The sequence below is a fragment of the Allobosea sp. WAO genome, assembly GCF_001509835.1.
Taxonomy (GTDB): domain Bacteria; phylum Pseudomonadota; class Alphaproteobacteria; order Rhizobiales; family Beijerinckiaceae; genus Allobosea.
Window position 1 is genome coordinate 239,593 of sequence record NZ_JXTJ01000007.1, and the last position, 23,092, is coordinate 262,684.

Sequence of the window (23,092 nt, forward strand, 5' to 3'; positions counted from 1 at the left end):
CGCTAACCGGTTGAGCTCGACCGGCCTTGGGGAGGCGTCGGGATGAAGCTCTTGAACTGGCTTGCGGCCGCTATGCTCGGCCTCATTGCGGCTGCGGGCGGCGCCGTGGCGCAGACGCCCGAGGAGATCGTCCGCGGGATCTACGAGGGTGGCGGGACGCGCAGCTCGATCGACCGCATGCGCGCGCCCGGGGCACGCAATCGCTATTTCCAGCCGGCGCTGGTGCGCCTGTTCGATGCCAATGACCGCGATGAGTGCATCGATTTCGGCCTGCACATCATCGGGCAGGACTACGACGAGCGGGAAATCGCGAGGACCTTGCGGCTGGAACCTCGGCAGGAAGGCGAACGCGCGGTCGTCGAGGCCCGCTTCCGCAGCCTCGGCATAGCCAACCATTTCCGCTTCGATTTCGTGCGGGCGGGCGAAGGCTGGAAGATCGCCGACATCGCCTCGCTGACACCGGATCATCGCTGGCGGCTGTCGGCCACGCCGTGCCGCGGCGTGCGGGCCGCCTCCGCCGCACCGGCGGCCGCCGAGAATGGCGCTGCCGGTCCGGAGGGTCTGCGCAAACCAGGGAGCTATTGCTTCGCCAGCCGTGCGTCACGACTGAGGATCGACGTAGAGCCTTCGGGCAGTGCCCAGATCAATCTCGACCATCTCGGCCAGAACGGACATACCTGCGGGGTCGAAGGCACCGGCCGGCCTGTCGGCTCCGGCTGGCAGCTCGAGCTCGAAGGGGTCAAGGGTCCGTGCCGGCTTACGCTCGTCGTCTCGCCCGCCGGCAAGCTGACGACGCGCGATCCCGGTGGCTCCTGCAGGGCAACCTATTGCGGCATGCGCGCCGAGCTGGCCGATGTCGCCATCGACCTCAGGCGCGGCAAGCGTCCCTGTCGCAGCTGAGCGGATCTCAGCGCGGGGCGCGCTTGGCGAGGATGCGCTGTAAGGTGCGTCGGTGCATGCCGAGGCGGCGCGCCGTCTCGGAGACATTGCGGCTGCAGAGTTCGTAGACGCGCTGGATGTGCTCCCAGCGCACCCGGTCGGCCGACATCGGGTTCTCCGGCGGCACCGGGCGCGAATCCGGGGAGGCGGCGAGCGCCGAATGGATCTCGTCGGCATCGGCGGGCTTCGCCAGGAAATCATAGGCGCCGAGCTTCACCGCGCTGACCGCGGTCGCGATGTTGCCATAGCCGGTGAGGACGACGCCGCGCGCATCCGGCCGCTTCTCCTTGAGCCGGGCGATGACGTCGAGGCCGTTGCCGTCGCCGAGGCGCAGATCGATCACCGCGAAGGCCGGCGCGGACTCCTCGACCGCCGCAATGCCGGCCTGGACGGATTCGGCGATGCGGACGAGATAGCCGCGGCCTTCCATGGCGCGGGCGAGGCGGTTGAGGAAGGGCTTGTCGTCATCGACGATCAGCAGGGACATGTCCCTGCCCGCATTGTCCTGAACCTGGCCTGCGTTGAGAGCCGCTTCCATCGCCTTCATCTCCTCCGGGCCCCGGCCCGGCTCCTTACTCTAGAGCCGGAACAGGGCCGATGCGAAGCACGCGTTCGCGAGTCCCGCATCGACGCCAATCCGGCATCGAATGTCCGGCGCGGCGACGCGCCGCAAGGCATCATGCTGTCGCATGTGGGGCTGAAAGCTCCGGATTTGAAGGCCCGAGCGGCCGATCATCGCGTTCGAATACCTCGCGCAGCCAGGTTATGCGGATCGAAGCGCCCGTCGCCGGCAGCGGCAGGTTGGAGAATTCCAGCACCGCGCCGCTGCGCTCGAGCAGCGTCTTGGCGATGAAAAGACCGAGGCCGAGGCCGCCGCCAGCGCGCGATTCCTTGTCGTGCGAGCGCGAAAGATAGGGATCGCCGGCCCGCATCAGCACTTCCGAGGTGAAGCCCGGCCCGTCATCGGCGATGGTCAGGACGACGGCGCCTTGCGTCCATTGCGCCGAGATCGTCACCTTCGAGCGCGCGAAGTCGACGGCATTGTCGACGATATTGCCGAGCCCGTAGATCATGCCGGGATTGCGGCGGCAGATGGGCTCCGGCTTGTCGCCGACCAGCGAAATCTCGAAGGGCACGCCGAAAGGCCGCTGCGGCCCGGCCGCCTCCTCGATCAGGAGCCTGAGCGAGAGCTGGTCGAGCGGACCGGCATCGTCGTCCTGCAGCGAGGCGAGCTTGCCGAGGATGCCGCGGCAGCGGTCGACCTGCTCGCGCAGGAGGTTGATGTCGTCGGCCATCTCGCCTTCGGGCGGCGCGAGGCGAGAGAGCTCGCGCGCGACCAGCGTGATCGTCGCCAAAGGCGTGCCGAGTTCGTGCGCGGCGGCGGCGGCGAGCCCGTCGAGCTGCGAAAGATGCTGCTCGCGCGCCAGGACCAGCTCCGTCGCGGCAAGGGCCGCCGAGAGATCATGCGCCTCCTTGCTGACGCGCCAGGCATAGATGCCGGTGAAGCCGAGGCCGAGCAGCAGCGAGATCCAGTTGCCGGCCTGATAATAGGGCGGCAGTACCGGGCGGTCGCTGCCGGACCAGGGCAGCGGCCAGTGGGCGAAGGTCAGCAAGGTTGCAAGCCCGGCCGCCAGCAGGCCGAGCGCCAGCGTGTGGCGCGGCGGCAGCGCCGTCGCGGAGATCATCACCGGCGCCAGGAACAGGATCGAAAATGGATTCTGCAGGCCCCCGGTGAGATAGAGCAGCGCCGCGAGCTGCAGGATGTCGAAGGCGAGCAGCGCGGTCGCCGCCCCCTCGCGCAGGCGATGATTGAGCGGGAAGCGGATGCGCAGGGCGATGTTCAGCCAGGCCGAGACGGCGATCACCACGAAACACCAGCCGAAAGGCAAGGTGAAGCCGAGGCCGAAATGCACGCCGGCGACGGCAAGGCTCTGGCCGGCGATGGCGAGCCAGCGCAGGCGCACCAGCGTGTCGAGGCGCAGATGGCGAAGCGCCCGGACCGGCGCTTCCGGGAAGAGGTCGGTCATGGTCAGGGTGCGCAATCCTCGGAACGAGCGGTGCACTTCGGCGGTGCAAAACTGTGTCTAACGGGCATCACAAGGAAATCTTAGCCCTTTGAACGATTGAATGAGAACAAATTCTATCTACGCTGCGTTTCCCTGTTGCAGTGCATTCAGGATTTGGCACTGCGAAACGGAAATTGCCGGGACGAGAGGGCTGCCATGTCATTCGCCTATCACGCCTATGAAGCGGTCCATATGATGGTCAGCCCGGTGCGGGCCATGTCGGACGCCATGCACCTGGCCTTCAAGAACCCGGCGAATCCGCTGACCTACACCCCGTTCGGCCGCTCGGTCGCAGCCTCCTGCGAATTGTTCGAGCGGACGACGCGCCGCTACGGCAAGCCGGCCTTCGGCCTCGACACCACCACGATGAACGGCGTCAAGGTCGCAGTCGAGGAGCGCGTCGTCTGGCAGCGCCCGTTCTGCAATCTGATCTATTTCGACCGGCAGGTCGGCCAGCGGCGCAAGCCGCAGCCCAAGGTGCTGATGGTCGCGCCGATGTCGGGCCACTACGCGACCCTGCTGCGCGGCACGGTCGAGGCCTTCCTGCCTGATCACGAGGTCTACATCACCGACTGGATCGATGCGCGGCTGGTGCCAATGGCCGCCGGCAGCTTCGGCCTCGACGACTATATCGACTACGTCATCGCCATGCTGCAGAAGCTCGGCCCGGACACCCATGTCATGGCGGTCTGCCAGCCTTCCGTGCCGGTGCTCGCCGCGATCGCCCGCATGGAGGCCGAAGGCGACCCGAGCGCGCCGCGCTCGATGACGCTGATGGGCGGGCCGATCGACACTCGCCGCTCGCCGACCGCAGTCAACCAGCTCGCCATGGAGCGCGGCACCGACTGGTTCCGCCGCAACTGCATCACGCGCGTACCCTTCCCGCATCTCGGCGCCTTCCGCGAGGTCTATCCCGGCTTCCTGCAGCTCTCGGGCTTCATGGCGATGAATTTCGACCGCCACCTGACCGCGCATTACGACATGTACAAGCACCTGGTCGACGGTGACGGCGACTCGGCCGAGAAGCATCGCGACTTCTACGACGAATACCTCGCCGTGATGGACCTGACCGCGGAATTCTATCTCGAGACGGTCGACAAGGTCTTCGTCCAGCATGCGCTGCCCAAGGGCGAGCTGATGCACCGCGACAAGCCGGTCGACCTGACCGCGATCCGGCGCGTCGCGCTGATGACGGTCGAGGGCGAGAAGGACGACATCTCAGGCGTCGGCCAGACCAAGGCGGCGCATGATCTCTGCGTCAACATTCCCGACGATCTGCGGGCCGAGTACCTTCAGATGGGCGTCGGCCATTACGGGGTCTTCAACGGCTCGCGCTTCCGCTCCGAGATCGCGCCGCGCATCGCCGACTTCATGCTGACGCTCGACATGAAGGCCGCCAGCGAGCGCCGCAATGACAGCGCCGCGGTTGCCCGCAAGGCGCTGAAGGTCGCGGGCTGAGGCAGGTAAGTTAACGCCGGGGCGGCTTCGGCAGGCGCTTCGCCTCGGCGGCGAGTTCCGCGATATGGGCGTCGGCCTCGCGCCGACGTTCCAGCTTCCGGCGGCGGTCGAATTCCTCGTATTGCGCTTCAGCCCGCACCTTCGCCTGGTCCGCGCTGACCGAGCCGCCGCCGCGGAGCACGGCGCGCCCGAGATTCTGCAATTGCCGGTCGAGAAGCTGGCGAGCCTCCTCCATCAGGACCAACCTGCCGATATCGAGCTGGTCTTCAAAGATGTCGAGCAGGATCGAAGTAAGGCGGTTCAGCTCCTTGATCTCTGCTTCGGTCAGGTAGTTCTTGGAGACCGTGACGTCCTGCTTGCGGATATTCTCGGCCGGCCAGCTTCGCAGCCCCATGTCCGACACTTCGCAATCGGCACGATGGCTGACGACTTCCGCGGGCGTATGCGAGGTCACGGCATAGACCAGCTTGGCTTGCGTGCGCTGGAAAAATTCGCGCGCGACGGCGGCCGAGCCATCGTAGTCCTGACACATCGAGCAGATCTGGCGCAGCTCCTGGTAGAGATTCGCCTCTTCGGAGCGAAGGTCGCGGATGACCTCGCGCAGTTCGGCGATGCGGCCGGCATTGCCCGGGTCCTTGAGCCGCCTCGTATCGACGACGAAACCCTTCTTGGCGAACTGGACGAGGATGCCTGTCGCCCAGCGGCGGAAGAGGGTCGCTTGCGCGGACGAGACGCGGTAGCCGACCGAGATCACCATATCGAGGTCGTAATGCTCGATCTGGCGGCTTACCTGCCGGAGCCCCTCCCGCCGAACTTGTGCAATTTTTGCACGAGTTGATTCCGGACCAAGCTCACCTTCTTCGTAGATATTGGCGATATGCTTGGTGATCACGCTCCGGTCGACGCCAAACAGCTGCCCGATCTGCGCCTGTGTCATCCAGAGCGTTTCGCCTTCATAGCGAATGTCGATGCGCAGGCCCTGCTGCGTCCCGTAGACGAGGAAGAGATCGCCCGTCTCGGAATCTTCCTCCAGCCGAACCGGCTCCACCTGATCCCCAGCCATACGCGCCTCTGCCTTCCGAATGAGAACAAAGAGAATACAAATCCGCCGAAAGAAGCAAGTGGAGGGCGCAGGGCCGTGCACAAGCGCAGCGTGTGGTCTGCCCCACCAGGATGCGCTTTTCGTTCAGCCTCTACCCGCCCCTTCCTCTCACCGCCCGAATCCCGCACAATCGCGGCGATGCGGTTCTCCCTGTTCAAGCGGCAGCCCGATCCCGAGCTGATCGAGGTCGCGCATGCCGGCATGCTCTATCCGGTCGCGGTGAAGCGCCGCGCCGCGGCAAAGCGGCTGACCCTGCGCGTCTCGCAGGCGACCGGCCAGATTACCCTCACCCTGCCCGAGCGTCTCGATTTCGCGGCCGGCCGGCGCTTCGCCGAGCAGCATGGCGGCTGGATCGCGGCGCGCATGGCCAAGCGCCCGGACGGCGTGCCGTTCGAGCCCGGTGCTCTGGTGCCGCTACGCGGCACGCCGCATCGCATCGTACACTGGACCAAGGTGCGCGGCGTCACCCGCGCGGCGCTTTCGAGCGAGGGCGAGCCGATCCTGGCAGTCTGCGGCGAGGCCGCCCATGTTGCGCGGCGGGTCAAGGACTTCCTGCGCCGCGAAGCGCTCGCCGATCTCGAACGTGCCGTGCGCGTCCATACGGCGACGCTCGGCATCCCCGCCCGCAAGATCACCATCCGCGACACCACCAGCCGCTGGGGCTCGTGCTCGTCGAAGGGCCATCTCAACTTCTCCTGGCGGCTGATCCTGGCGCCGCCCTTGGTGCTCGACTATCTCGCCGCCCACGAGGTCGCGCATCTCAAGGAGATGAACCATTCGCACCGGTTCTGGGCGGTGACGCACAAGCTCTGCCCGCGCACCGAGGAGGCCGAGGCCTGGCTGAAGCGCCACGGCGCCTCGCTGCACGGCTATGGCTGAGGCGTCTTCTCGGGCTTGGGCACGCCCTCGCGGATCAGGCGCGAGAAATCGGGATCGTCGAGCGAGATCGCCTTCGCCCGCTCGCTGATCCTGCCGAGCCGGACCAGTTCCGCCAGCGGCATGTCCTGCCTGACCGCGCCGATATCCTTGAGATAGCCCGGCAGATAGCCGGAGAGCAGGACGCGCGGATCGAGCCGCGGCGTGAAGCTCGACTCGGGGGAGACGGAGCGGACGAGCCTGTAGACCACCGTGGTGCAGTTGGTGGTGATGGTGTTGTACCAGCGCGGCTGCGCGGCCAGCCGGTTCACATCCGCGACATAGGCGAGCAGCACCTCGCGGGCCTGTTCGGGCGAGGCGCGCAGGCGGAACATCCGGACGTCCTCGCCACGCGCATGGGTGCGCAGGCCTACGACATCGCGCTCATCGGCCGCGACATAGGCCATCTCGTAGACGCGGAAGAAGCCGGCGAGCGACGACCATTCCTCGCCCTTCTCGCGCCTGACCTCGATCGAGAAGGTCAGCGGCAGGGAATCGCGGAAATTGAAGCTGACCAGAAGATGCGCGATCGCCTCGCCCGACCAGTAGGAGAGGAAGAGGTCGACGCCCTCGACCTTGGTCAGGTCGAAATTGCGGGTCTCCCAGCGTTGGTCGTAATCGGCCTCGGTGCGCCAGCGGAAATTGCGGAGATTGCTCACGGTGAGCCGGTCGCCCTCGCGGGCGATCTCTGGCAGCCGGGCGAGCTCGGGGATCCAGTCGCGCTGATGCGAGGGCTGCATGCTGTTCCACCAGCCGAGCAGGCCAATGAAGAGCACGGCGAAGGACAAGGGCAGCCGCGGCGCACCGGTCCAGAGGCCGATCGCACCGGCGAGGCCCGCGAGCCCGAAGGCAACGGCCCCCGCGATGCCGATCGCACCCGGCAGGCGAAAGACCAAAAGCCCAACGCCCCACAGCGTGGTTCCGAGAACCACGAGCGTCAGCAGTGCTTGCAGGAGAAAAAGAAAGAGGCGGCTCATCGCCGCCTCTCATAGCACGCTATAATGCTAGACGCTCAAGCGGCGAGCGAGTTGGTCGGCGCTGCCGCCTTCACCGCATCGTCGACATGCTCCTCGAACTTCTCGAAGTTCTTGGCGAACATGCCGATCAGGTTCTTCGCGGTCTCGGCGAAGGCGGCTTTGTCGGTCCAGGTCTTGACGGGATAGAGGATGTGCGGCTCGACGCCGGGCACCGAGGTGGGAACGGCGAAACCGAAATAGGGATCCCGGCGGAAATCGGCGCGGTTCAGCGAGCCGTCGAGCGCCGCCGTCAGCAGGCGCCGCGTGACGCGGATCGGCATACGCCGGCCGACGCCGTAGCCGCCGCCGGTCCAGCCGGTGTTCACCAGCCAGCAGTCGACATGGTGCTTGGCGATGAAGTCGCGCAGCAGATTGGCGTATTCCGACGGGTGGCGCGGCAGGAACGGCGAGCCGAAGCAGGTCGAGAACTCCGGCTGGACGCCGACCAGGCCACGCTCTGTGCCGGCGACCTTGGCGGTGTAGCCGGACAGGAAGTGGTACATCGCCTCGGCCGGGGTCAGCTTGGCGATCGGCGGCATCACGCCGAAGGCGTCGGCGGTCAGCATTACGATATTCTTCGGCATGCCGGCGCGGCCGGTGCGCGAAGCGTTCGGGATGAAATCGAGCGGATAGGCCGAGCGGGTGTTCTCGGTCTTGGTCTGATCGTCGAAATCGACCTCGCGCGAGATCGGGTCCATGACGATGTTCTCGAGCACCGTGCCGAAGCGCTGCGAGGCCGCATAGATCTGCGGCTCGGCCTCGGCCGAGAGCTTGATCGTCTTGGCGTAGCAGCCGCCCTCGAAATTGAAGATGCCGTCCTTCGACCAGCCATGCTCGTCATCGCCGATCAGGGTGCGGTCGGGATCGGCCGAGAGCGTGGTCTTGCCGGTGCCGGAGAGGCCGAAGAAGACGGCCGGATCGTCCTTGGAACCGACATTGGCCGAGCAGTGCATCGGCACCACGCCCTTGGTCGGCAGGGTGTAGTTCAGATAGGTGAAGACCGACTTCTTCATCTCGCCGGCATAGGCGGAGCCGCCGATCAGCACGATCTTGCGGGTGAAGTCGATGGCGATCACCGTCTCGCTGCGGCAGCCATGGCGCTTCGGGTCGGCGCGGAAGCTCGGCAGGTCGACGATGGTCAGCTCGGGCACGTAGGAGGCGATCTCGGCCGCCTCGGGGCGGATCAGGAGATTGCGGATGAAGAGCGAGTGCCAGGCGAGCTCGGTGAAGACGCGCGCCTTGACCCGGTGGGCCGGGTCGGCGCCGCCATAGAGGTCCTGCGCGAAGAGCTCGCGGCCTTCGGCATGCTTCAGGAAATCTGCGAGCAGGACATCGAACTGCTCGGACGAGATCGCGCCGTTGTTCTCCCACCAGACGGTGTTCTCGGTCAGCGCGTCCTTGACGACGAACTTGTCCTTGGGCGAGCGGCCGGTATGGCTGCCGGTGTCGGCGCAGAGCGCGCCGCCGCGGGCGATCTGCGACTCGCCGCGCTTCAGCGACTCCTCATAGAGCCGCGCCGCCTCGAGATTCCAGTAGACCGCCTTGAGTCGCTGCAGCCCGAATTTGTCGGCGCCGTAAGCGGCGTTGACGTGACCGATGGTCTCCACTGGCAATTCCTCCTGCCATGTAGCCGCCTGCTTTGGACGCCGGCGCTTGGGGATGTAGCGGGGTCAGACCATGCCGACCCGCGCGGAAGGGCGATGAATGCGACGGCTCTTTAGGCGCATGATGAGGCCGGCTCAAGTCACCTGGAAAGCGCGCAATCGGGGGATCTCCAACTAAATCGTTTAAAAACTCGGGCGTGGTGAATGGTCGCGGTCAGGCCGCGCCGCGCGCTTTCCCCGCCAACGCGACCAATGTCTTGCGCAGCGCGTCGGGGCTGGTCACCGGCTCGTCGAAGTTGAGGCGCAGCGCCTGATCACCGAGGGCTAGATCGCAACCGTCCGGGTCGAGGCCGCTGATCCGCCAGGCGCCGTCCTTGGCACCGAGCAGCGCCGTCGCATAGAGGCCGACCGCATCGGCGTGGTCGGAGTTCATGTGCTCGACCGCACCTTCCTCCGCCTCGATCAGCGCTGCCGCCTGCGTGCAGTCGCTCATGATGTCGGGCGCCTCGAGCTCATAGGCCTTGCCGAATCCACCATTCAGGCTGGCGCGCTCGAGCTTGAGGGCGAAGAAGGAAAAATCGGGGAAATCCGCGTAGAGCGAGGCTTTCGGCTGCCTTGCGAGGAAGCGCCGGCGAATGCGCCGCCCGTCCTCGCTGTCGCGCTCGATCTTTTCGGCGCGCGCCAGCAGCGTAATGCGCGGATGGGCGAGCGGATCGCCCTTTCCGCCGGGCGCGATCAGCAGAGAGGCGCGCGGATCGGCCTCGAGATTGCCGGTATGGCCCGAGAGCGCGGAGATCAGGATCAGCGGCGTGCCGTCGACGTCCGTGGCGAGGCTGGTCAGGCTGGCGAAGGGGTGACCGTCAGGAGTCAGCGTCGCCAGGGCTGCCGAGCGCGCACTGCGCAGGAGGGTCTTCGCCAGGCCGCGCGCAGTCGCGTCGGTCGGGCGGATCGGATCGATCGCCATGGCACTTTTCCGTTGTTGCCGGGTTTTTCGAAGGAGACGTAGCGAAACCGCCTTGGCTTGGCTAGATTGCAGCCATGCTTTGGCCGTTCTCGCGCGAGAGTGGACCCTTTGATTGCAACGTCGAAAGATGAAAGCCTTATGCCAACCATTGCGCTGGTCGACGACGACCGCAACATCCTGACGTCGGTCTCCATTGCACTCGAGGCCGAAGGATACCGGATTCTGACCTATACCGACGGCGCCTCGGCACTGGACGGGCTGAAGCAGAATCCGCCGGACCTCGCGATCTTCGACATCAAGATGCCGCGCATGGACGGGATGGAGCTGCTGCGCCGCCTGCGCCAGAAATCCGACCTGCCGGTGATCTTCCTGACCTCGAAGGACGAGGAGATCGACGAGCTCTTCGGCCTGAAGATGGGCGCCGACGACTTCATCCGGAAGCCGTTCTCGCAGCGCCTTTTGGTCGAGCGCGTCAAGGCGATCCTGCGCCGCGCCGGCGCCAAGGATGCGGCCGTCCCCGCCCGCACCGAGGACGCCAAGGCGCTCGAGCGCGGCCTGCTGCGCATGGACCCGGAGCGCCACACCTGCACCTGGAAGGGCGAGCCGGTGACGCTGACGGTGACCGAATTCCTGATCCTGCAGTCGCTGGCGCAGCGGCCGGGCGTGGTGAAGAGCCGCAACGCCCTGATGGACGCCGCCTATGACGACGAGGTCTATGTCGACGACCGCACGATCGACAGCCACATCAAGCGGCTGCGCAAGAAGTTCAACCAGGTCGATGCCGAATTCGACATGATCGAGACCCTCTACGGCGTCGGCTATCGCTTCAAGGAGAGCTGAGCCCGGCATCGGTGCCGCCGATAACGGATTCACAGGCTCGCATGGCGAGGGTATGAGCCGGTTATGGCGACGATCGAACAGGATGGGCCCCGCCCCGCCGCACCGGGCTGGAGTTCGACGCTGCGCCGCCGGCTGGCGCTGATCGGCCGGCGGGCGCTGCGCGCCGTGTCGGCCCGCGCCGCCTCGAGCCTGACGCGGCGCATCGTCGTGCTCAACCTGGCCGGGCTCGTCGCTCTGCTCGTCGGCTTCCTCTATCTCAACCAGTTTCGCGAGGGGCTGATCGAGGCGCGGGTCCAGAGCCTTCTGACCCAGGGCGAGATCATCGCCGGCGCGATCGCCGCCTCGGCCACGGTCGAGACCGACACGATCGCGATCGACCCCGACAAGCTCTTGCAGATGCAGGCCGGCGAGAGCGGCTCGATCGCCGAGGATCCGCTCGATTTCTCGATCAATCCGGAAAAGGTCGCGCCGCTGCTGCGCCGGCTGGTCACCCCGACCAAGACCCGCGCCCGGATCTACGACAAGGACGGGATGCTGACGCTCGATTCGCGCAATCTCTATACACGCGGCGACATCATGCGGCTCGACCTGCCGCGCGTCGGCGAATCCGACGAGCCGCCGCTGCTGGAGCGGACCTGGAACCTGTTCCGCAACCGGCTCGGGCGCGCCGACCTGCCGGTCTATGACGATTTCGCCAATGCCAACGGCAAATCCTATACCGAGGTCGCCCGGGCGCTGGCCGGCTCTCCGGCGAGCGTCGTGCGGGTCAACACCCGCGGCGAGACCATCGTCTCGGTGGCGGTTCCGGTGCAGCGCTTTCGGGCCGTGCGCGGCGCCCTGCTGCTCTCGACGCAAGGCGGCGACATCGATGCCGTCATCGCCTCCGAGCGCTACGCCATCTTCCAGGTCTTCGCCGTCGCCGCCGGCGTGATGATCGTGCTGTCGGTGCTGCTGGCCGGCACCATCGCCGAACCGATCCGCAAGCTCGCGGACGCCGCCCAGCGTGTCCGCCGCGGGGTCAAGTCACGCGAGGAGGTGCCGGACTTCTCCAGCCGCCATGACGAGATCGGCCATCTCTCGACCTCGTTCCGCGAGATGACGCGCGCCCTCTACGACCGCATCGAGGCGATCGAGAGCTTCGCAGCCGACGTCGCGCATGAACTCAAGAACCCGCTGACCTCGATGCGCAGCGCCGTGGAGACCCTGCCGCTCGCCAGGACGGAGGAGGCACGCGGGCGCCTGCTTGCGGTGATCCAGCACGATGTGAAGCGGCTCGACCGGCTGATCTCGGACATCTCCGACGCCTCGCGCCTCGACGCCGAGCTCGCCCGCGACGATGCCGTGCCACTCGATGTCGCGCAGCTGCTCGAGGCAGTGGTCTCGGTGCAGAACCAGACCCGCCGCGAGGGCCAGCCCGAGGTCGAGCTTTCGGTCGAGCGGCGCGGGCAGCGGCCGGCCGCACCTGCGGGCAGCAGCGTCTTCCGCGTGCTCGGCCATGATTCCCGCCTCGGCCAGGTCATCGTCAACCTGATCGAGAACGCCCGCTCCTTCTCGCCGGCGGACAAGCCGGTCAAGGTCAAGCTCTCGCGCGTCGCCGGCGACGTGCTGATCACCGTCGAGGATGACGGGCCCGGCATCCCCCCGCACGCGCTGGAGCGAATCTTCGAGCGCTTCTATACCGACCGGCCGGAGCACGGCTTCGGCCAGAATTCCGGCCTCGGCCTGTCGATCTCGCGCCAGATCGTCGAAGCGCATCGCGGCTCGATCCGGGCCGAGAACCGCTACGAATCCGCGCAATCCGAGGGCGAGGACAAGCGCCTCGGCGCCCGCTTCGTCGTGCGCCTGCCGGCGGCACCGCAACCGGCATGACCTCAATGCGCTCTGAAAATCTCCATGCCGGCGCCGTCGCGATCGGCGAAGATGGCATCCTGATCCGCGGCCCCGCCGGCTCCGGCAAGTCGAGCCTGGCGCTGGCCCTGATCGGCCTCGCGAAGGCGCAGGGCCGCTTCGCCCGGCTGGTCTCCGACGACCGGACCCGGATCACGGCGCATGCCGGGCGGCTGATCGCCCGGCCGGTCGCGCCACTGGAAGGGCTGGTCGAGCGGCGCGGCCTCGGGTTGACGCCCGAGCCGCATCTCGCCGCGGTGGTGATCCGCCTAATCGTCGACTGCGGCACCGAGCCGCAGCGCATGCCGGAGCCGGAAGAGCTGGTCGAAACCCTCGCCGGCATCGCCCTGCCGCGCCTGCAGGTGCTGGGGCGGGCCGGCGACGAGCGCCTGGTGCTGACTGCCCTCGGACTTTTCCACGATGCCGGCTAAGTCGGATTCGACGAGTTCGAGACAATGGCTTGCCTATCCTTCGCACCTGCCGCATAAACCGCGACCTTGTCCGGGCGCGCAGGCGCTCTCCGGTGGTGTTGAATGATCGGACTAGTGCTTGTGACGCATGGGCACCTGGCGACGGAATTCCGCGCCGCCCTTGAACACGTCGTCGGCCCCCAAACCAACCTGGCCACCATCGCCATCGCGCCCGATGACGACATGGAAGGGCGCCGCCGCGACATCATCGCGGCCGTCGAGCAGGTCGAGACCGGCAGCGGCGTCATCGTACTGACCGACATGTTCGGCGGCACACCCTCCAACCTCGCCATCTCGGTGATGGAGCCGGGCCGTATCGACGTCGTCGCCGGCATCAACCTGCCGATGCTGATCAAGCTCGCCAGCGTGCGCGAGGAGAAGACCCTCGACGAGGCCGTCACCAGCGCGCAGGATGCCGGCCGCAAATACATCACGGTCGCCAGCCGCGTACTGGCTGGCAAATGAGGCCCGAATTGGACGAGATGCGCGAAGAGGATTGCGACTGCCCCGAGGTCGAGATCCCGGCCGGCGCCGTCCATGGCGAGTTCGAGATCGTCAACAAGAAGGGCCTGCACGCCCGTGCCACCGCGAAATTCGTGCAATGCGCCTCGAATTTCGATGCCGACATCACCGTGACCCGCTGCGGCGAAACGGTCGGCGCGACCTCGATCATGGGCATCCTGACGCTCGGCGCCGGCATCGGCTCGACCATCACCGTCGTCGCCCGAGGCAGCGAAGCCCAGCAGGCGCTGAAGGCGCTGGAGACGCTGGTCGCCGACAAGTTCGGCGAAGGCGAGTAGGTTTTCGACCTCTAAGGCCGGGCGGAGCTAGCCCGGGAATTTCCTGCAGAACGAGATACAGGTCGTGCGTTCCCGGCACGAGACGCTCGCGCTCGGGCTGGGCATGACCTGTTTCCCGTGTCGCAGCGAAAGACATAAAGACATCTTTATATCTTTGATTGCGCTCGGCCGACGCCCCTGCTAGAGAGCGCTCCATCATCACAGAACCATCGATTGGAGCGCTCCCGTGTCGAAGCAGGACTACGTCGTCAAGGACATCACCCTTGCGGATTACGGCCGCAAGGAAATCAACATGGCCCAGGACGAGATGCCGGGCCTGATGGCGATCCGCGCCGAGCACAAGGGCAAGGCCCCGCTGAAGGGCGCCCGCATCGCCGGCTGCCTGCACATGACCATCCAGACCGCCGTGCTGATCGAGACGCTGACCGAACTCGGCGCCGACGTCCGCTGGTCCTCCTGCAACATCTTCTCGACCCAGGACCACGCCGCCGCCGCGATCGCCGCGACGGGCGTGCCGGTCTTCGCCATCAAGGGCGAGACGCTGGAGGAGTACTGGGAGTACGTGCTGCGCACCGCGACCTGGGGCGATGGCGGCACGCCGAACATGATCCTCGACGATGGCGGCGACCTGACCATGCTGATCATCCTCGGCGCCGAGGCCGAAGCCGGCAATGCCGCCTTCCTCGACAAGCCGGGCAATGAGGAAGAGACGATCTTCTTCAAGCTGATCAAGCGCGAGCTGGCCGCCAATCCAGGCTGGTTCACCAAGACCCGCGCCGCGATCAAGGGCGTCTCGGAAGAGACCACCACCGGCGTGCATCGTCTTTACGAACTCGCCAAGGCCGGCCGCCTGCCCTTCCCGGCGATCAACGTCAACGATAGCGTCACCAAGTCGAAGTTCGACAACCTCTATGGCTGCCGCGAGTCGCTGGTCGACGCCATCCGCCGCGGCACCGACGTGATGATGTCGGGCAAGGTCGCGGTCGTCGCCGGCTATGGCGACGTCGGCAAGGGCTCGGCCGCCTCGCTGCGCCAGGCCGGCTGCCGCGTGCTCGTCACCGAGATCGACCCGATCTGCGCCCTGCAGGCGGCGATGGAGGGCTACGAGGTCGTCACCATGGAGGACGCCACCTCGCGCGGCGACATCTTCGTGACCGCCACCGGCAATTGCGACGTCATCACCGTCGACCATATGCGCGCGATGAAGCACCGCGCCATCGTCTGCAATATCGGCCATTTCGACTCGGAGATTCAGGTCGCCGGCCTGAAGAACTTCAAGTGGGACAACGTCAAGCCGCAGGTCGACGAGGTCGAATTCCCCGACGGCAAGCGCATCATCCTGCTCTCGGAAGGCCGCCTGGTGAACCTCGGCAACGCGACCGGCCACCCGTCCTTCGTGATGTCCTGCTCGTTCTCGAACCAGACGCTCGCCCAGATCGAGCTGTGGAACCACCACGCCAAGTACGAGAACAAGGTCTACACCCTGCCCAAGCACCTCGACGAGAAGGTCGCGGCGCTGCATCTCGCCAAGGTCGGCGCGAAGCTCACCGTGCTGACCGACGCGCAGTCGAAGTATCTCGGCGTGGCGCAGGCCGGGCCGTTCAAGCCGGAGCTCTACCGCTACTGAGCGGCCAGACCTGCTGAGAAGACGAAAGCCCGGCCTCGCGCCGGGCTTTTTTCATGCCGCTCGTTCTAGGCGGCCCCTCGACCGGCCGCTGCCGCCGCTGCCGGCTCGCTTTGAGCCGGGACGAGCCCGGCGACCGCTTCCTCGATATAATGGGCGATGAAATCGGCGTCGAGCGCGGCAGCGCTTTCATCGGCACCGCGGGGCTCGTCGGCGTCGCGCCAGAACACCAGGCCGATCCGCAGATCGGGCCGGGCCCGCTTCAGGCGCCGCACCAGGAAGCGGCCATGGCGCAGGGAATCGCGGCTCAGCAGGCAGAGCAGGACCGCATCGGGCCCCTCGGCTAGCAGCTCCCGCAGCCGCGCGGCCTCCAGATCAGCGAAGCCGGCGCTCGACGCGTCCGCGCCCTGATGGACGAGGGCCTGCGCAAGCATGGCGGCGCTCGCATCGTCGAGCGCATTCCTGCCGCCGAGACAGAGGATGTTCCGGCCAGCCAGCGACGGCAGCTGCCCATTCATCCCGGCCGCGTCGCCGTTCTTCGAGGCTTCGTGCTCCTCGGCCTGATCCGGCTCGCCTCTGGGCTCCGACAGCTCGCTGAGATTGGCGACCAGCGTGCGCGCGGTCGCCGCGACGCCCTCGCGCTGCTCGACGCTCATCACGCCCCGTGCACGGTCGCGCTCGGCGAGGATCAGGGCCGGGATCGCGACCCGGCCATAGACCTCGGGCAGGGTCTGCTCCTCGAGCAGCTCGTCGAGCTGGTCGGTGGCCTCGTCCGGGTCATTGGCGAGCAGGCGCTGGTAGAGCCTGGCCTCGGGATCGAGCACCGGCTCGCTGCCGAACAGCACCTCGAAGAAGCGGAACTGCGGCACGTGCTTGCCGAGCACGACGAGGCAGACGGTCAGTGGCGTCGACAGGACGAGCCCGACCGGCCCCCACAGCCAAGTCCAGAAGATCGCGGCGACGATGATCGCGAGCGGCGAGAGCCCGGTCCCCGAGCCATAGAGCCAGGGCTCGACGACGTTGTTGCTGATCAGCTCCATGACGAGGAAGAGCGCCATGACCCAGAGCACGAGCGACCAGTCCGGCGAGACCGCGACCGCGAGGAAAAGCGGCAGCACCATCGAGATGGCCGGGCCGATATAGGGCACGAAGCGCAGGATGATAGCGAGCGCGCCCCAGAGCATCGCATTGGGTATGCCGATCAGCCAGAGGCCGATGGCGACCGGGATGCCGTAGGTGACGTTCACGACGAGCTGCATCAGGAGATAGCGGCCGACCCGGCTGCCGGCGTCCTGGAGGGCTTCGGTGGTGCGGTGCAGATCGCTGTAACCGACCAGGCGGATGAAGCGGTCGCGCAGGTCCTCCCGCTCGAGCAGCATGAAGATAACCACCACGATGACCAATCCCGCCGTCGCGAGCGGGCCGACCAGCGGCAGGATCATGCTCGTCAGCAGCTGGATCGGCCGCTCCGGCGAATAGATCTCGACGAGGATCGGGCTCGCCGGGCGCTGACTCTCGGCGGTCTGGCCGGCATCCTCGGGCTGGCTGATCTCCTTGCCGACACGCTCGACGGCATCGGTGATCCGCTTGACGATGCCGCTGCCGGCGCCGGTATCCTTGGCCGACCTGATCTTGGTCAGGATGTTCGACTGATAGGTCGGCAATTGCTGCGCCAGCTCCCCGACCTGCGTCATAACGACGAAGCTGAAGGCGGAGATGGCGATGAAGGCGGCGGTGACCGCGGCGATCACCGCCGGCATGCGCGGGAGCCCGGTCTTGCGGATGAGCGAGACCACCGGCGCCAGGGCGAAGGTCAGGAGCACCGCGATGGCGAGAGGCATGAAGACCTCCCGCGCGAAGTAGAGCACCGCGATCGCGCCAACCAGCACCATCAATGGCGGCAGGGCCTCCGGCATGATCGCCGCGCCGGCGAGCGACCCCGCCTTGCCCGAATCCGGCAGGCGCGCCTGCCCGTTCTCTTGCCTGATCGCCATCGCACCCCCCGGTCCATTCGAGCCGACAACGCGGCAAGGCCGAGAATGATCCGGATCGTGAAGCGGGTAGCCGCGGAACTGCGACGTAGCGGAGAAAAGTCGGCTCCTGCGCGCCCCGTCCGCTTTCACCACCAATGCCGGGCGCCACGGCCGCAGCGGCATACGCCTTGAAGCGAAAGGGCTTTCCGGGGTCGAGGCGCCTCATCATGCTTTACGAACGATTAAGCTCTTCCTGCCGGAGTCTCCCGATGATTAGAGTGGCAGTGATTCGGACCATCGACCGCCCACGCGGGTTGCGGCCGGATTTCGTTCACTGGTGGTTTTGCGGCGTTGCGGCGTGGACATTCCCCGAAGCCGTCGCGCATGCGCGCCATGACGGCGGTCCTATCCGATTCCGGCCATCCGAGGCTGGCCGGACGAGATGACGGAAGCGATGATGAGACGTGCACGGCAGTTGGGGCGCAGATTGGACGGAGCGGCGAGCCGCCTCGCCCTTCCCGGCTTGGCCGGCGGCCTGTTGCCGAGCCCCGCTCTCGCGCAGACCGAATCGCTGCTCTCGCTACACGGTGACACGCTCAGCGCCGGTGGCCTCTCGCTGATGTTCACCGGTCTCGTGGTCTTCGCCACCACGACCTCGGTCCTCTATGTGCGCGAGCGCTCGCGCTGGCAGCGCCGCGAAAGCGAGCTTGCCGCCGGTCTTGAAGCCGCGCGTGGCCATCAGGAAAGGCTGGCCGCGCTGCTCGCCGCCGACCCGCAGGTGGTGCTGAGCTGGGACGGCCCCGGCGCCAAGCCGGTCTTCGAGGGCGATAGCGGCTTCCTCGGGGTGAGCGGAGCCGCGATGGCGCTCGCCTACGGCTCCTGGGCACCGCCAGCGGACGCCAAGCGGCTGGAAGTCGCGACCGAGGCGCTGAAGGAGCGGGGCGAGGCCTTCGCCTTCACCTTCCGGGCCAAGGGCGGACAATATGTCGATGCCGAGGGGCGCCCGGTCGCCGGCCGCGCCGTGATCCGGTTGCGCGAGGCGAGCGGCGAACGGGCCCGGGCCCTGACGCTGCAGGACGAGCTTGTACGGGTCAGCGCCGACCAGGCGACGCTCGCCGCGCTGCTCGCCGGCCTGCCCCAGCCGGTCTGGACGCGCGACGCCAATGGTCGCCTGAGCTGGGCCAACGCCGCCTATGCCAGGGCCGTCGAGGCCGCCGACGGTGCCGAGGTCGTCAAGAACGGCCTCGAGCTGTTCGACCGTACCGAGCGCGAAGCCGCGACCAGGGCGCGCCAGCAGGGCCGCGCCTTCTCGATGCGGGCACCGGTGGTGATGGCCGGCCAGCGCCGCATCGTCGACATACTCGAGACGCCGACGCCTACGGGCTCCGCCGGCATCGCCACCGACATGAGCGAGCTCGAGGCGGTGCGCGCCGATCTGCAGCGCCAGATGGACGCGCATGTCAGCACGCTCGACCGGCTGAAGACCGCGGTCGCGGTCTTCGACGCCTCGCAAAGGCTGGTCTACAACAACAGCGGCTACGAGACACTGTGGTCGCTCGACCCGAATTTCCTGGAGAGCCGGCCCAGCGACGGCGAGATTCTCGACCGGCTGCGCACCGAGCGCCGCCTGCCCGAGCTCGGCGACTACCGGAGCTGGAAGGCCGGCGTGCAGGCCGCCTATACCGCGACCCGCGCCAGCGAGGATTGGTGGTACCTGCCGGACGGGCGCACCATCCATGTCGTCGCCAGCCCGCATCCGCAGGGCGGCGTGACCTATCTCTTCGACGACGAGACCGAGCGCTTCACGCTGGAATCGCGCTTCAACGCCCTGTCTCGCACCCAGCGCGAGACGCTCGACTCGCTGCGCGAAGGCGTCGCGGTGTTCGGCTCCGACGGCCGTCTCAAGCTCTCCAACCCGGCCTTCTCCCAGCTCTGGAAGCTGACGCCGGAACGCACCGCCGGCACGCCCCATATCGACGAGGTCGTCGGCCTGTGCCGGCCGCTCTTCCCTGAGGATGCGGTCTGGACCGAGATCCGCAGCGCCGTCGCCGGCGTGCGCGATGCCCGCGAAGACTACCGCTGCCATATGGCGCGGCGCGACGGCTCGGTGCTCGACTGCACGGCCGCGCCGCTGCCGGACGGGGCGACCCTGATCACCTTCGCCGACGTGACCGCCGGCGTGAATGTCGAGCGGGCGCTGACCGAACGCAATGAGGCGCTCGAGAAGGCCTCGCGGCTGCGCGAGGAATTCGTCCACCACGTTTCCTACGAGCTGCGCTCGCCGCTGACCAACATCATCGGCTTCGCGCAACTTCTCGGCGAGGAGACGATCGGCGCGCTCAACGAGAAGCAGCGCGACTATGCCGGCCATATCGTACGTTCTTCCGGCGCGCTGCTCGCCATCATCAACGACATTCTCGACCTCGCCTCGATCGACAACGGCGCGCTGTCGCTCGATCTCGACGAGGTCGACGTCGCGCAGACCATCGCCCAGGCGGCGACCGGGCTGCAGGACCGCCTCGCCGACAGCAAACTGACATTGCAGGTCGACATCGCGCCGCATACCGGGCCGCTGCGCGCCGACGGCAAGCGCCTTCGCCAGATCCTGTTCAATCTGATCTCGAACGCCATCGGCTTCTCGCAGCCGGGCCAGACCATCCGGGTCAGCGCCGGCCGCGTCGGCGGCGAGATCCGCATCACCGTCGCCGATGACGGCCGCGGCATCCCCGACGAGGTCAAGGAAAAGGTGTTCGACCGGTTCGAGAGCCATTCGCTGGGATCGCGCCATCGCGGCGTCGGCCTCGGCCTGTCGATCGTCCGCTCGATCGTCGAACTGCATGGCGGCCGGATCGAACTGGAATCGGCGCCGGGCGCCGGCACCCGCGTCACCGCCGTCTTCCCGCCCGAGGGCATGCGCATCTCGGACGCCGCGGAATGAGCGAGGAAGCCGCCAAGGCGGGCATGCACACGGTGCTCCTGGCCGACGAGGCCGCGACGATCCGGCTGGCAAGAGACATCGCCGACATCCTCAGGACCGGCGACATCGTCGCGCTCTCCGGGCATCTGGGCGCCGGCAAATCGCTGCTCGCCAGGGCGATGCTGCGGCGGCTGGCCGAAGACCCGGATTTGGAGGCGCCGAGCCCGACCTTCACCCTGGTCCAAAGTTATGAGGCGCCGAAGGGGCTGCTGCTGCATGCCGACCTCTACCGCGTGCGCAGCCCCGACGAGCTCGACGATCTCGGGCTGATCGAGGATCTGGAACGGGCGATCACCCTGGTGGAATGGCCGGACCGCGCCGGGGCGCGCCTGCCGGCCGGTCGTCGGGTCGACATCGTCATCGAAGTCGATCCGGAGAACCCTGAGACCGGGCGGATCGCGACCCTGTCGGGCGGCGTGCTCTGGCGCGCCCGGCTCGCCATCGCCGTCGGTGCACGGCGGATGATCGACGCCGCCGGCTGGAGCGATGCCGACCGCACCTTCATGCTCGGCGACGCCTCGAGCCGGGCCTATGAGCGGCTGACGCGGGAAAACGGCGAGACCGCGATCCTGATGATCTCGCCGCCGCGCCCGGACGGGCCGGCGATCCGGCAGGGCAAGCCATACAGCGCCATCGCCCATCTCGCCGAGACGGTCGACGCCTTCGTGGCGATGGACAAGGGGCTGCGCTCGCTCGGCCTCTCGGCGCCACAGATCCTCGCCCAGGACCTCTCGACCGGGCTCCTGCTGATCGAGGATCTCGGCCCCGGCCTGGTGATCGACGAGAACGGGCCGATCCCTGAACGCTACGAGGCGGCGGCCCGGCTGCTCGCCGAAATGCACCGCCACGCCCTGCCGACGATCCTGCCGGTGGCCGAGGCGCGCGACCACGTCATCCCCGACTATGACCGCGAGGCGCTGACGATCGAGACGGAGCTGGTGCTCGACTGGTACGCCCCCCACATCGCCGGGGTGACGCTGCCGGCGGTGACGCGGGCAGAGTTCGGCCGGATCTGGGACAGGCTGTTCGACGAGATCTTCGAGACGCCGGCGACCTGGACGCTGCGCGACTACCACTCTCCGAACCTGATCTGGCTGCCGGACCGGGTCGGCCATGCCCGGCTCGGGCTGATCGACTTCCAGGACGCGGTGCTCGGCCACCCCGCCTATGATCTGGTCTCGCTCGGCCAGGATGCGCGCATCGACGTGCCGGCGGCGCTGGAGCTCAAGCTGCTCGCGGCCTATGCCGGGGCGCGGCGCGGCAACGACCCGGCGTTCGACCTCGCCGGCTTCGCCCGCGCCTATGCGATCCTCGGCGCGCAGCGCAACACCAAGATCGCCGGCATCTTCGCCCGCCTCGACAAGCGCGACGGCAAGCCGGGCTATCTGAAGCACCTGCCACGGATCGAGGCCTATCTGCGGCGCGATCTCGAGCATCCGGCCCTCGCCGAGCTCAAGGCCTGGTACGAGACGCATCTGCCGAAGCTGTTCGCCGTGCCGGATACACCCGCGGAAGCGCCGGCCGAGGCCGAGCCGGAGGCAGAGGCAGAAGCCAGGCCGGATGCCGGCGACGGCGGCCAGCCCAGCTGAGCACCACATATCTGCGTCATCCCGGCGCTCCGCTTCGCTGCGGCTGGGACGACACGGTGGTGGGCGCGGGACTTGAGCGAATCCTGCCGCCGTGGCTGATAGGCTCGACATGCCGAACGGCCAGGAGATTCGCTTGACGCAGACGACAACGCCGCCGATCCGCCGCGCGATCGTGCTGGCGGCCGGGCTCGGCAAGCGCATGCGCCCGATCACCGACACCCTGCCGAAGCCGCTGGTCGCGATCGGCGGCAAGACCATGCTCGACCATGCGCTCGACCGGCTGGCCGAAGCCGGCGTCGAGCGGGCGGTGGTCAATGTCCACCATCTGCCGGAGCGCATCGAGCGGCACGTCGCGGCGCGCCAGCGGCCGCAGATCATCATCTCGGACGAGCGCGGCCTTTTGCTGGAAACTGGCGGCGGCGCCAAGAAGGCACTGCCCGAACTCGGAAGCGAGCCGTTCTTCAGCGTCAACGCCGATTCGCTGTGGAGCGAGAATGGCGTCTCCAATCTCGCCGCCATGGCTGCGGCCTGGGATCCCACCCGCATGGACCTCCTGCTGCTGCTCTCGGAACGCGCGGGCAGCGTCGGCTTCGACGGCGCCGGCGATTTCTTCCGCGATGCGGAGGGGCGGCTGACGCGGCGCGGCAAGGCCATGAGCGCTCCCTTCGTCTATGCCGGGGTCGCGATCATCAAGCCGGAGCTCTTCGCCGACACGCCGGAAGGCTCGTTCTCGTTCAACCTGCTGTTCGACCGGGCGATCGCCGCCGGCCGGCTGTTCGGCCATGAGCTCGAAGGGCGCTGGCTGCATGTCGGCACGCCGGAGGCGATCCCGCTGGCGGAGGCCGCCTACGCCGCCCATCGGGCTTGA

Annotated in this window: 19 protein-coding genes; 12 read left to right on the forward strand and 7 right to left on the reverse strand. The window is 67.5% G+C overall.

Translation table 11 applies throughout. The features are described from left to right. Positions 1-42 precede the first annotated feature (42 nt). Positions 43-900 carry a hypothetical protein gene (locus DK26_RS13605; RefSeq protein WP_066473115.1) on the forward strand — a complete coding sequence of 286 codons (858 nt, stop codon included), beginning with the start codon at positions 43-45 and terminating at the stop codon, positions 898-900. A 7-nt stretch (positions 901-907) separates the two neighbouring features. On the opposite strand, the gene DK26_RS13610 is transcribed toward DK26_RS13605, so the two are convergent. After that, complete coding sequence (locus DK26_RS13610) at positions 908-1,477, reverse strand: ActR/PrrA/RegA family redox response regulator transcription factor (RefSeq protein WP_184231703.1); 570 nt, start codon at positions 1,475-1,477, stop codon at positions 908-910. Between the two features lie 139 nt (positions 1,478-1,616). Next, a complete protein-coding gene (locus DK26_RS13615) occupies positions 1,617-2,966 on the reverse strand; it encodes an ActS/PrrB/RegB family redox-sensitive histidine kinase (protein ID WP_066473810.1) in 1,350 nt (449 codons plus the stop codon). A 195-nt stretch (positions 2,967-3,161) separates the two neighbouring features. On the opposite strand from DK26_RS13615, the gene phaZ reads away from it, so the two are divergent. Continuing rightward, on the forward strand, positions 3,162-4,463 hold the full coding sequence (gene phaZ, locus DK26_RS13620) for a polyhydroxyalkanoate depolymerase (RefSeq protein WP_066473127.1): 1,302 nt from the start codon (positions 3,162-3,164) through the stop codon (positions 4,461-4,463). A gap of 10 nt (positions 4,464-4,473) precedes the next feature. Here the strand turns inward: phaZ and rhuM are convergent, their stop codons facing one another. Beyond that, complete coding sequence (gene rhuM, locus DK26_RS13625) at positions 4,474-5,607, reverse strand: RhuM family protein (protein WP_248309963.1); 1,134 nt, start codon at positions 5,605-5,607, stop codon at positions 4,474-4,476. A 96-nt stretch (positions 5,608-5,703) separates the two neighbouring features. Between rhuM and DK26_RS13630 the strand changes: the two genes are divergently transcribed. Beyond that, entirely contained in the window at positions 5,704-6,444 is a 741-nt protein-coding gene (locus tag DK26_RS13630) for a SprT family zinc-dependent metalloprotease (protein ID WP_066473131.1), read from the forward strand. Here DK26_RS13630 and DK26_RS13635 read toward each other — a convergent pair. From DK26_RS13635 to DK26_RS13645, 3 genes are all read right to left on the reverse strand, one after another. After that, positions 6,435-7,457, reverse strand: a complete 1,023-nt coding sequence (locus DK26_RS13635; RefSeq protein ID WP_066473140.1) for a DUF4105 domain-containing protein — start codon at positions 7,455-7,457, stop codon at positions 6,435-6,437. The two genes, DK26_RS13630 and DK26_RS13635, sit on opposite strands and share 10 nt — an antisense overlap. A gap of 35 nt (positions 7,458-7,492) precedes the next feature. After that, on the reverse strand, positions 7,493-9,103 hold the full coding sequence (locus DK26_RS13640; protein WP_066473142.1) for a phosphoenolpyruvate carboxykinase: 1,611 nt from the start codon (positions 9,101-9,103) through the stop codon (positions 7,493-7,495). A 211-nt stretch (positions 9,104-9,314) separates the two neighbouring features. After that, the gene (locus DK26_RS13645) at positions 9,315-10,064 is read right to left on the reverse strand and encodes a DUF2470 domain-containing protein (RefSeq protein ID WP_066473144.1); all 750 of its coding nucleotides are present in this window, start codon (positions 10,062-10,064) and stop codon (positions 9,315-9,317) included. Positions 10,065-10,202: 138 nt separating this feature from the next. On the opposite strand from DK26_RS13645, the gene DK26_RS13650 reads away from it, so the two are divergent. From DK26_RS13650 to ahcY, 6 genes are all read left to right on the forward strand, one after another. Beyond that, a complete protein-coding gene (locus DK26_RS13650; RefSeq protein ID WP_066473148.1) occupies positions 10,203-10,904 on the forward strand; it encodes a response regulator transcription factor in 702 nt (233 codons plus the stop codon). A gap of 63 nt (positions 10,905-10,967) precedes the next feature. Continuing rightward, positions 10,968-12,773: a sensor histidine kinase gene (locus tag DK26_RS13655; protein ID WP_066473155.1), complete on the forward strand. Its 1,806-nt coding sequence runs from the start codon at positions 10,968-10,970 to the stop codon at positions 12,771-12,773. Positions 12,774-12,778: 5 nt separating this feature from the next. Next, positions 12,779-13,222 (forward strand): serine/threonine protein kinase, encoded by a 444-nt coding sequence (locus DK26_RS13660; protein ID WP_184231704.1) that lies wholly within the window; start codon positions 12,779-12,781, stop codon positions 13,220-13,222. 102 nt (positions 13,223-13,324) lie between these two features. Beyond that, entirely contained in the window at positions 13,325-13,726 is a 402-nt protein-coding gene (locus tag DK26_RS13665) for a PTS sugar transporter subunit IIA (RefSeq protein ID WP_066473161.1), read from the forward strand. Further along, complete coding sequence (locus DK26_RS13670) at positions 13,723-14,061, forward strand: HPr family phosphocarrier protein (RefSeq protein ID WP_083533214.1); 339 nt, start codon at positions 13,723-13,725, stop codon at positions 14,059-14,061. The genes DK26_RS13665 and DK26_RS13670 overlap by 4 nt, the downstream gene beginning before the upstream one ends. A gap of 226 nt (positions 14,062-14,287) precedes the next feature. Continuing rightward, positions 14,288-15,688: an adenosylhomocysteinase gene (ahcY, locus tag DK26_RS13675; protein ID WP_066473164.1), complete on the forward strand. Its 1,401-nt coding sequence runs from the start codon at positions 14,288-14,290 to the stop codon at positions 15,686-15,688. A 65-nt stretch (positions 15,689-15,753) separates the two neighbouring features. Here ahcY and DK26_RS13680 read toward each other — a convergent pair whose 3' ends face one another. Beyond that, positions 15,754-17,679, reverse strand: coding sequence for an AI-2E family transporter (locus tag DK26_RS13680; RefSeq protein ID WP_066473167.1), 1,926 nt, complete (start codon positions 17,677-17,679; stop codon positions 15,754-15,756). Between the two features lie 517 nt (positions 17,680-18,196). On the opposite strand from DK26_RS13680, the gene DK26_RS13685 reads away from it, so the two are divergent. The 3 genes from DK26_RS13685 to DK26_RS13695 all read left to right on the forward strand — a co-directional run bounded on the left by DK26_RS13685 (position 18,197) and on the right by DK26_RS13695 (position 23,092). After that, the gene (locus tag DK26_RS13685) at positions 18,197-20,596 is read left to right on the forward strand and encodes a PAS domain-containing sensor histidine kinase (RefSeq protein ID WP_248309964.1); all 2,400 of its coding nucleotides are present in this window, start codon (positions 18,197-18,199) and stop codon (positions 20,594-20,596) included. Beyond that, positions 20,593-22,224, forward strand: a complete 1,632-nt coding sequence (gene tsaE / locus DK26_RS13690; RefSeq protein WP_083533215.1) for a tRNA (adenosine(37)-N6)-threonylcarbamoyltransferase complex ATPase subunit type 1 TsaE — start codon at positions 20,593-20,595, stop codon at positions 22,222-22,224. Before DK26_RS13685 ends, tsaE begins: the two co-directional genes overlap by 4 nt. Positions 22,225-22,333: 109 nt before the next feature. Further along, the gene (locus DK26_RS13695) at positions 22,334-23,092 is read left to right on the forward strand and encodes a nucleotidyltransferase family protein (RefSeq protein WP_066473170.1); all 759 of its coding nucleotides are present in this window, start codon (positions 22,334-22,336) and stop codon (positions 23,090-23,092) included.

Coding starts and splice junctions, on each gene's coding strand:
- DK26_RS13605 (WP_066473115.1), top strand. CDS start 43: ATGAAGCTCTTGAACTGGCTTGCGGCCGCTATGCTCGGCCTCATTGCG.
- DK26_RS13610 (WP_184231703.1), bottom strand. CDS start 1,477: ATGGAAGCGGCTCTCAACGCAGGCCAGGTTCAGGACAATGCGGGCAGG.
- DK26_RS13615 (WP_066473810.1), bottom strand. CDS start 2,966: ATGACCGACCTCTTCCCGGAAGCGCCGGTCCGGGCGCTTCGCCATCTG.
- phaZ (WP_066473127.1), top strand. CDS start 3,162: ATGTCATTCGCCTATCACGCCTATGAAGCGGTCCATATGATGGTCAGC.
- DK26_RS13630 (WP_066473131.1), top strand. CDS start 5,704: ATGCGGTTCTCCCTGTTCAAGCGGCAGCCCGATCCCGAGCTGATCGAG.
- DK26_RS13635 (WP_066473140.1), bottom strand. CDS start 7,457: ATGAGCCGCCTCTTTCTTTTTCTCCTGCAAGCACTGCTGACGCTCGTG.
- DK26_RS13645 (WP_066473144.1), bottom strand. CDS start 10,064: ATGGCGATCGATCCGATCCGCCCGACCGACGCGACTGCGCGCGGCCTG.
- DK26_RS13650 (WP_066473148.1), top strand. CDS start 10,203: ATGCCAACCATTGCGCTGGTCGACGACGACCGCAACATCCTGACGTCG.
- DK26_RS13655 (WP_066473155.1), top strand. CDS start 10,968: ATGGCGACGATCGAACAGGATGGGCCCCGCCCCGCCGCACCGGGCTGG.
- DK26_RS13660 (WP_184231704.1), top strand. CDS start 12,779: ATGCGCTCTGAAAATCTCCATGCCGGCGCCGTCGCGATCGGCGAAGAT.
- DK26_RS13665 (WP_066473161.1), top strand. CDS start 13,325: ATGATCGGACTAGTGCTTGTGACGCATGGGCACCTGGCGACGGAATTC.
- DK26_RS13670 (WP_083533214.1), top strand. CDS start 13,723: ATGAGGCCCGAATTGGACGAGATGCGCGAAGAGGATTGCGACTGCCCC.
- DK26_RS13680 (WP_066473167.1), bottom strand. CDS start 17,679: ATGGCGATCAGGCAAGAGAACGGGCAGGCGCGCCTGCCGGATTCGGGC.
- tsaE (WP_083533215.1), top strand. CDS start 20,593: ATGAGCGAGGAAGCCGCCAAGGCGGGCATGCACACGGTGCTCCTGGCC.
- DK26_RS13695 (WP_066473170.1), top strand. CDS start 22,334: ATGCCGAACGGCCAGGAGATTCGCTTGACGCAGACGACAACGCCGCCG.